Consider the following 7747-nt stretch of genomic DNA (forward strand, 5'->3'; position numbering starts at 1 on the left):
AAAATGTGTACCCTCGAGAAATTGAAGAATTTCTTTATCAACATCCAGATGTGCTCGATGTTCAAGTTGTCGGCGTCCCGGATCAGAAATACGGGGAAGAAATCATGGCCTGGATCATTCCAAAAGAAGGGAAATCTCTTAATGAACAAGATATAAGGGAATTCAGTGAAGGGAAGATCTCAAAACATAAAATCCCTCGCTATATTTCGTTTACAGAGGAATATCCGATGACGGCCAGTGGGAAAATCCAAAAATTTAAGCTGAGAGAAGAAGCCCTCGATATGATGAATTTGAAATCCTAATAAAGGAGTGAATGGAGCTTGTTTCAAAAAATCTTAATTGCTAACCGAGGAGAAATCGCCGCTCGTGTTATTCGTACATGCAAAGAAATGAACATTCAAACCGTAGCAGTATACTCTGAGGCCGACCAAACTGCCCCTTTTGTATCGCTTGCGGACGAAAGCTACTTGATTGGTAAACCTAGAGTCAATGAATCTTATCTAAATATAGAGAAAATATTAAAAGTAGCCAAGGAAGCGGGAGCAGAAGCGATTCACCCTGGCTACGGGTTGTTAAGTGAAAATGCGGAGTTTGCTAAAAAAACCGAGGAAGCCGGATTGATCTTTATTGGCCCTGATGCGAAAGTCATCTCAAAGATGGGAGATAAAATTGCAGCAAGAGCAGAAATGAAAACTGCCGGCGTCCCAATCATTCCAGGCACAGAGGAAGCTGTTGCTTCTCCGGAAGATGCGATGGCCTGTGCCAATGATTTCGGATATCCTGTCATGCTTAAAGCTGCTGCTGGCGGCGGAGGAATCGGCATGCAAGCTGTTTATAACGACGAAGAACTTGAGAAAGCATTTGAGGGAAATTCGAAACGGGCACAAACCTTTTTCGGAGACGGTAAAATGTTCATTGAAAAGTTAATCGAAAATCCAAGGCATATTGAGATTCAAGTTTTAGCAGATAAACATGGAAACGCGGTTTACCTGTTTGAACGAGAGTGTTCGATCCAGCGCAGGCATCAGAAAGTGGTAGAAGAAGCCCCTTCCCCAGTTCTATCTGATGAAACGAGGGGTCTAATGGGAGAAAGTGCACTAAAAGCGGTGAAAACGTTAGGCTACTCAAATGCAGGAACCATTGAATTTCTTGTTGATGACAAAGAAAACTATTACTTCCTCGAAATGAATACCCGTTTGCAAGTCGAGCATCCGGTGACGGAAGAAATTACAGGTGTAGACCTTGTAGAACAGCAGTTAAAAGTTGCTGCAGGGGAAGCCTTGACGATTTCCCAGGAAGACCTTGAGATTCAAGGTCACGCGATAGAAGTTCGTATCTATGCGGAAGATCCGAATACGTTCTATCCATCACCAGGGCAGATTACAAAGCTCGTTTTACCTGAAGGCGAAGGGATCAGAAATGAAGTCGCTGTTACCGGGAACTCTAAGGTGACCCCGTTTTATGATCCTATGATTGCTAAACTGATCGCCTATGGAGCAAATCGAGATGAAGCGATCGATCGGTTGACAAAGGCGGTTCATGCTTACGAAATCGAAGGGATTAAATCGAACCTTACTATGCTGAAGCGAGTCATTACTCATGACAAATTCAAAGCAGGCGAAACGAAAACAACATTTATCCAAGACTACTATCTACCCACATTAACGAACCATTAAGGAGGACGAAATCATGAATGAAGTGAAAGCGTCAATGGCAGGAAGCGTATGGAAACTCGTAGCAAAACAGGGAGAAGAGGTAAGTGAAGGACAGGATATCGCGATCTTGGAGTCTATGAAAATGGAAATTCCGATTCCTTCTGAATCTTCAGGAACTGTTAAAGAATTGAAAGTGGCCGAGGGAGACTTCGTCAACGAAGGCGACGTCATTGCAATCATCGAATAATTAGGAGCGGATGAGATGCTTGAATTACCGAAGTACGTCACAATCAAAGAAGTCGGTCCGCGTGATGGACTGCAAAACGAACCTAATGAAGTACTTACACAAGACAAAATAGCCTGGATTAATAAACTTTCCGAGGCAGGCTATCCGTATATCGAATTCAGTTCCTTCGTTCATCCAAAATGGATTCCTCAGTTGAAAGATGCAAAGGAAGTCGCCGCTTCGATTGAGCGCAAGCCGGGAATTACGTATGCGGCTCTCGTTCCAAACATGAAAGGACTTGAGGGCGCTCTGGAAACCAATGTGGACGAAGTCTCTGTTTTCATGTCAGCCAGTGACACTCATAATAAGAAAAATATTAATAAAACGATAGAGGAGACTTATCCAGTACTCCGAGAAGTGGTTAACGAAGCGAAGCAGGCAGGCAAAAGCGTTCGCGGTTATCTATCAACGGTGTTTGGCTGCCCTTATGAAGGAAAAATTCCAGTGGACCAAGTCATAAAAGTGAGCAAGCATCTGCTTGATATGGGAATTGATGAGCTATCTTTAGGGGATACGATCGGTGTTGCAAATCCGAAACAAGTCGATGACGTACTTGAAATATTAAAAAAAGAGCTGTCGTTCGATGACATTGCGATGCATTTCCATAATACAAGGGGAATGGCATTGGCGAACGTCCTCGTTTCCCTGAATCATGGAATTACGACGTTTGACGGATCGCTAGGGGGCCTTGGTGGTTGTCCTTATGCTAAAGGCGCCTCAGGGAACCTTGCTACAGATGATTTAGTGCATATGCTTCATCAAATGAATATCGAAACAGGGTTGGATGAAGCAAAACTTGAGGAAGCAGCTGTATTTATCCAGTCGAAGCTTGAGAAACTTCTCCCTAGCCATCAAATGCAAGTGTTAAACAAAGGAGGGGGTGTAAGCGATGTCTGAGCTCGTAACATTAGAAGAAGTAGAAAATCATGTTTTACTTATGACCTTAAACCGGCCGGAAGCGGCAAATGCACTATCGTCAGCATTGCTTGATGAGATTTCTGAATCCGTCAGTGAAATTGAAAATCGAAAAGACATCCGGGCGGTTTTGATTACAGGGAGAGGGAATAAGGCTTTTTGTGCTGGAGCGGATCTTAAAGAACGTGCCGGAATGTCTGATGAAGACGTGATTAAGACGGTTGAAAAAATCGGCGATACAGTCAGGCTTATTGAACAAATTCCAGTGCCTACCATTGCTGTTATTAATGGTGTTGCCTTCGGCGGAGGGCTAGAACTCGCTCTTGCCTGTGACTTAAGGATCATGAGCACTTCAACAAAAGTGGGCTTGACCGAAACTTCCCTTGCGATCATTCCAGGGGCAGGAGGGACGCAAAGACTGGCTCGCCTCATTGGAGTTGGAAAAGCGAAAGCCATGATTTATTCTGCAAGACCGGTCGAAGCAGAACGTGCCTTATCTCTAGGACTCGTTGAATTTATTCATGAACCTCAATTTCTATTGCAGGAAGCCAAAGATTTTGCATGTACCATTGGAAGAAATGGACCGATAGCTCTAAGGCAAGCGAAAAAAGCGATCAATTATGGAATAGAAACCGACTTAACAACGGGACTTGAATTTGAACGACTCTGTTATCAAAAGACGATCCCGACAAAGGATCGCAGTGAAGGCTTAGAAGCATTCAAGGAAAAACGCAAACCCGTTTATAAAGGAGAGTAGAGGTGGAAAAAACAATGACGAAAAATCAAACCTTAGAAGAAAAAGCGAAAAGAATAGCTTCTGGAGGGGCAGAAAAATATCATGCTAAAAATGCTGAAAAAGGCAAACTCTTTGTAAGGGAACGTCTAGAACTTCTCTTTGATGAGGATTTAAATATCGAAGATGCATTCTTCGCAAACTGCCAGGATGAAAAACTGCCCGCAGATGGTGTAGTGACAGGCATCGGGAAAATCAATGGAGAGCAAGTGTGCGTGATGGCTAACGACTCTACAGTTAAAGCTGGCTCATGGGGCGCACGTACAGTAGAAAAAATCATTCGAATTCAAGAAACCGCTATGAAACTCAACTTGCCCATGCTTTATCTAGTAGACTCAGCAGGAGCGAGGATCACTGATCAAGTGGAAATGTTCCCGAATCGACGAGGGGCAGGACGCATTTTCCACAATCAGATCAAACTTTCTGGGCGTGTTCCTCAAGTTTGTTTGTTATTTGGTCCATCAGCTGCTGGAGGAGCCTACATACCAGCATTTTGTGACATTGTCGTCATGGTCGACGGAAATGCATCCATGTACCTAGGGTCACCAAGGATGGCTGAAAAAGTTATTGGTGAAAAAGTGACTCTAGAGGAAATGGGCGGAGCGAATATGCACTGTTCTGTATCCGGATGTGGCGATGTATTGGCAAATGACGAGAAAGAAGCCATCGAATTCGCGAGAAATTACCTGAGTTATTTTCCACAAAATTATCGCGGACTTCCGAAGAGGAAGGAAACACTGGCTCCTACTGACTTTGACAAATCAATCGAGGAACTAATCCCTAAAAATCAAAATGCACCGTTTGATATGTATCAATTGATTGATCGGTTAATTGATGATCATTCGTTCTGCGAAATTAAGAAAAAATTTGCCCCAGAGTTAATTACCAGTTTGTCTCGGATTGACGGGCGTACGATAGGAATCATAGCGAATCAGCCGAGAGCTAAAGGCGGTGTGCTGTTCCCGGATTCTGCAGACAAAGCAGCAAAGTTCATTCAGTTGTGTGATGCCTTTAATATTCCATTGCTTTTCCTAATGGATATTCCAGGATTCATGATTGGAACGAAAGTTGAGAGGGCTGGTATCATACGCCACGGAGCAAAAATGCTTTCAGCGATGAGTGAATCTACCGTTCCGAAGATTTCTGTAGTCGTTAGAAAAGCTTATGGAGCAGGTCTTTATGCCATGGCAGGTCCAGCTTTTGAACCAGATGCTTGTCTGGCGCTGCCAACCGCACAAATCGCTGTCATGGGGCCGGAAGCTGCCGTGAATGCTGTTTATGCTAATAAAATTGCTGAATTACCTGAAGAGGAACGTCCAGCTTTTATTAAGGAAAAGCATGAAGAATATAAAGAAAACATCGACATTTATAGATTAGCATCAGAAATGGTGATCGATGATATCGTGCAGCCTGATCGTCTGCGTGATGAACTAGCGAAACGCTATGAAGCTTATCAAAATAAAGATGTACAGTTTACTGAAAGAAAGCACGGGGTTTACCCAGTATAAGTTAAATAAAAAACCTTCTGAGTGGATTTAATGACTCAGGAGGTTTTATCATGATATCTGTGTCTGTAAATAAAAGAGCTCCCCCAAAAGGAAGCTCTTTTATAGTTCTTATTTTCGAATGTGCACTTTTTTACCGATATCCTTAATCTGATTGACAGCATTCGGATTTTCTAAAGCGCTCAAATCTCCTGATTCTTTATTAAGATAAGCGGATTTGATTGCCCTTCGCATAACTTTGGCGTTTCTCGTCTTTGGCAAGTCATCTACTATATATACTTTTTTCGGAGCTAACGCTTTTCCTAATTTTTGATCTAAATGAAGTTTGATTTCTTCCACGATTTCAGTCGAATTTTTTACATTCGGAGATAATACCACGAATGCTACCGGTTCTTCTCCTTTGATGTCATGAGGGACACCGATCACTCCTGCTTCTATAATAGAAGGATGCTCAACAAGGACGGATTCGACTTCAGCAGGCCCCAGCCTTTTCCCGGCTACATTTAATACATCATCGGAACGGCCGGTGATCGTATAAAAACCTTCATCATTCAAAATCACCCAGTCACCATGCACCCAGGTGTCTTTAAAGCGGTTCCAATAGGTGTTCTCATAGCGCTCGTTTTCTTCATAAAATCCATTGGTCATTCCCACCCACGGCTTACGTATGACCAGTTCACCAACTTGATTGGATAACGATTTTCCATCTTCATCATAGACGTCTACATCCATTCCGGGCAGGGCTGCATTAAAAGTGATTGGCTGAATAGGCTTAATGAGCACATTTCCTAAAATGCCTCCGGAGATCTCTGTCCCACCTGAATAATTAAAAATAGGCACCTGAGAATTCCCGGCATGCTTGAATAACCAGTGCCATGGTTCCGGGTTCCAGGGCTCACCGGTCGACCCAATCAATTTCAGTGAACTTAAATCGTGTTTTTCCAACCATTCTTCTCCATGCTTCATCATAGACCGTACAAGAGTCGGGGATATTCCTAAGTGCGTCACTTCATAACGCTCCACGAGCTCCCAGAGACGATCAGGGTTTGGGTAATCCGGTGTCCCTTCGAACATGACGATGGAAGAGCCATTGATGAGTCCGCCATATACTAAAAATGGCCCCATCATCCAGCCCATGTCTGTGTACCAGAAAAGAGTGTCATCTTTGGTTACGTCCATGCACACACCCGCATCAAAGGCAGCTTTAACTGGGAAACCGGCATGGGTATGAACGGCACCTTTTGGCCTTCCAGTAGTGCCAGAGGTGTAAATGAGCATGAACGGGTCGTCCGCCTTCTTAACTACCGCTCTGTAAACGGTTTCATTTTTGCGGATATGAGACCATTCAACATCCCGGTATTCATTCCATTCGACTTCACAGCCTGCGCGTTCGACGACAATGACATGTTCCAGAGATGGACATTGATCCGCAGCCAAGTCGGCTTCGTCTTTCATAGGTATCATTTTTCCTCTGCGAAAGAACCCATCCGCTGTAATAAGTGCCTTTGCTTTCGATGCTTGTATACGAGTAGCGACGGCGTTAGCCTTATAGCCAGAGAAAGCAGGAGAGAAAATAGCCCCAACCTTTGAAATGGCTAACATGGCAATAAGTGTTTCAGGAATCATCGGCATGTACAGGGTAACGACATCTCCGTTTGAAATCCCAAGCTTATTCAATCCATTAGCAATGGCATTCACTTCATCCTTTAATTGTGCATACGTAAACAATCGTCGATCTCCGTTGTCACCTTCCCAATAAAGCGCAATCGAGTCCTTTTTGTCCGCTCGAGCAGCCCATTTATCTAAGGCGTTATGAGCGACATTCATTTCGCCTCCGATAAACCAGTTCGGGTAAGCGACCCCTTTTGATATATCTAGCGTTTGTTCATATGGGGTGTACCACTCAATCCCTAATTCATTGACGGCCTCATCCCAAAACCAATCAATATCATCGATAGATTTTTGGTGAAAATCCTCATAGTTTTGATACCCCAGTTTATCCATCCACTGGTAGAGTCTTGTTTGCTTAATTTGTTGCTCTGAAGGTGTCCAAGCATTTTTATATGTAGCCATTCTCAACTTCCTCCTTCTTTAGCAAAAATTCAGAAATGTCCAATTTAATTATACCTTAATCGCTCTGTACAATGAATACTTGTACAAATTTCACATGATAGATTTCGATGAATTCTTGTAAGATCTTGAAAATTGGGTGAAACTTTTTTAGGGTTGTAATCGGTATGTAATATTGAACCCATTTTTTACATAACAGAAGGAAAAATGGTTGAGAAAATTATAGAAGGAGTTGGAGAACAGACATGCTAGAAGGTGCATTATTTTTAGTCATTTTAGGAGTCGTTGGAGTGGTTGCTCTCGTAGGAGGAATCATCACGTTTATTATTTTCCGCTTACGCTACAAGACAGCAAGTTCTAACGAAGCGTTAATCGTTACAGGGCCGAAACTAGGGGATCCGGAAAAAGAAAAGAATGTGTTCGAAGATGATAACGGACGCTCTGTAAAAATTATACGTGGCGGAGGCTATCGCCTGCGTATGTTCCAAACGGCAACCCCGATTGACTTGACTTCATTCCAGCT

At 43.2% G+C, this 7747-nt stretch carries 6 protein-coding genes and 2 pseudogenes; 7 read left to right on the plus strand and 1 reads right to left on the minus strand.

Annotated features, from left to right (window positions below):
* The 6 genes and pseudogenes from LD39_RS20245 to LD39_RS20270 all read left to right on the plus strand — a co-directional run.
* Positions 1–302: pseudogene (locus tag LD39_RS20245) on the plus strand (AMP-binding protein); the annotation flags it as partial.
* Positions 303–320: 18 nt separating this feature from the next.
* Positions 321–1676, plus strand: coding sequence for an acetyl/propionyl/methylcrotonyl-CoA carboxylase subunit alpha (locus LD39_RS20250; RefSeq protein WP_035552829.1), 1356 nt, complete (start codon positions 321–323; stop codon positions 1674–1676).
* 13 nt (positions 1677–1689) lie between these two features.
* Entirely contained in the window at positions 1690–1902 is a 213-nt protein-coding gene (locus tag LD39_RS20255; protein ID WP_035552831.1) for an acetyl-CoA carboxylase biotin carboxyl carrier protein subunit, read from the plus strand.
* Positions 1903–1917: 15 nt separating this feature from the next.
* A complete protein-coding gene (locus LD39_RS20260; protein WP_035552834.1) occupies positions 1918–2838 on the plus strand; it encodes a hydroxymethylglutaryl-CoA lyase in 921 nt (306 codons plus the stop codon).
* Positions 2831–3613: an enoyl-CoA hydratase gene (locus LD39_RS20265; RefSeq protein WP_035552837.1), complete on the plus strand. Its 783-nt coding sequence runs from the start codon at positions 2831–2833 to the stop codon at positions 3611–3613. Before LD39_RS20260 ends, LD39_RS20265 begins: the two co-directional genes overlap by 8 nt.
* A 14-nt stretch (positions 3614–3627) precedes the next feature.
* A complete protein-coding gene (locus LD39_RS20270; RefSeq protein ID WP_035552847.1) occupies positions 3628–5157 on the plus strand; it encodes an acyl-CoA carboxylase subunit beta in 1530 nt (509 codons plus the stop codon).
* 108 nt (positions 5158–5265) lie between these two features.
* On the opposite strand, the gene LD39_RS20275 is transcribed toward LD39_RS20270, so the two are convergent.
* Entirely contained in the window at positions 5266–7227 is a 1962-nt protein-coding gene (locus LD39_RS20275) for an AMP-binding protein (RefSeq protein ID WP_035552839.1), read from the minus strand.
* Positions 7228–7469: 242 nt separating this feature from the next.
* Here LD39_RS20275 and LD39_RS20280 point away from each other — a divergent pair.
* A pseudogene (locus LD39_RS20280) lies at positions 7470–7747 on the plus strand (flotillin family protein); the annotation flags it as partial.

Origin of the sequence: Halobacillus sp. BBL2006 (assembly GCF_000786645.1) — a bacterium.
Lineage (GTDB): Bacteria > Bacillota > Bacilli > Bacillales > Halobacillaceae > Halobacillus.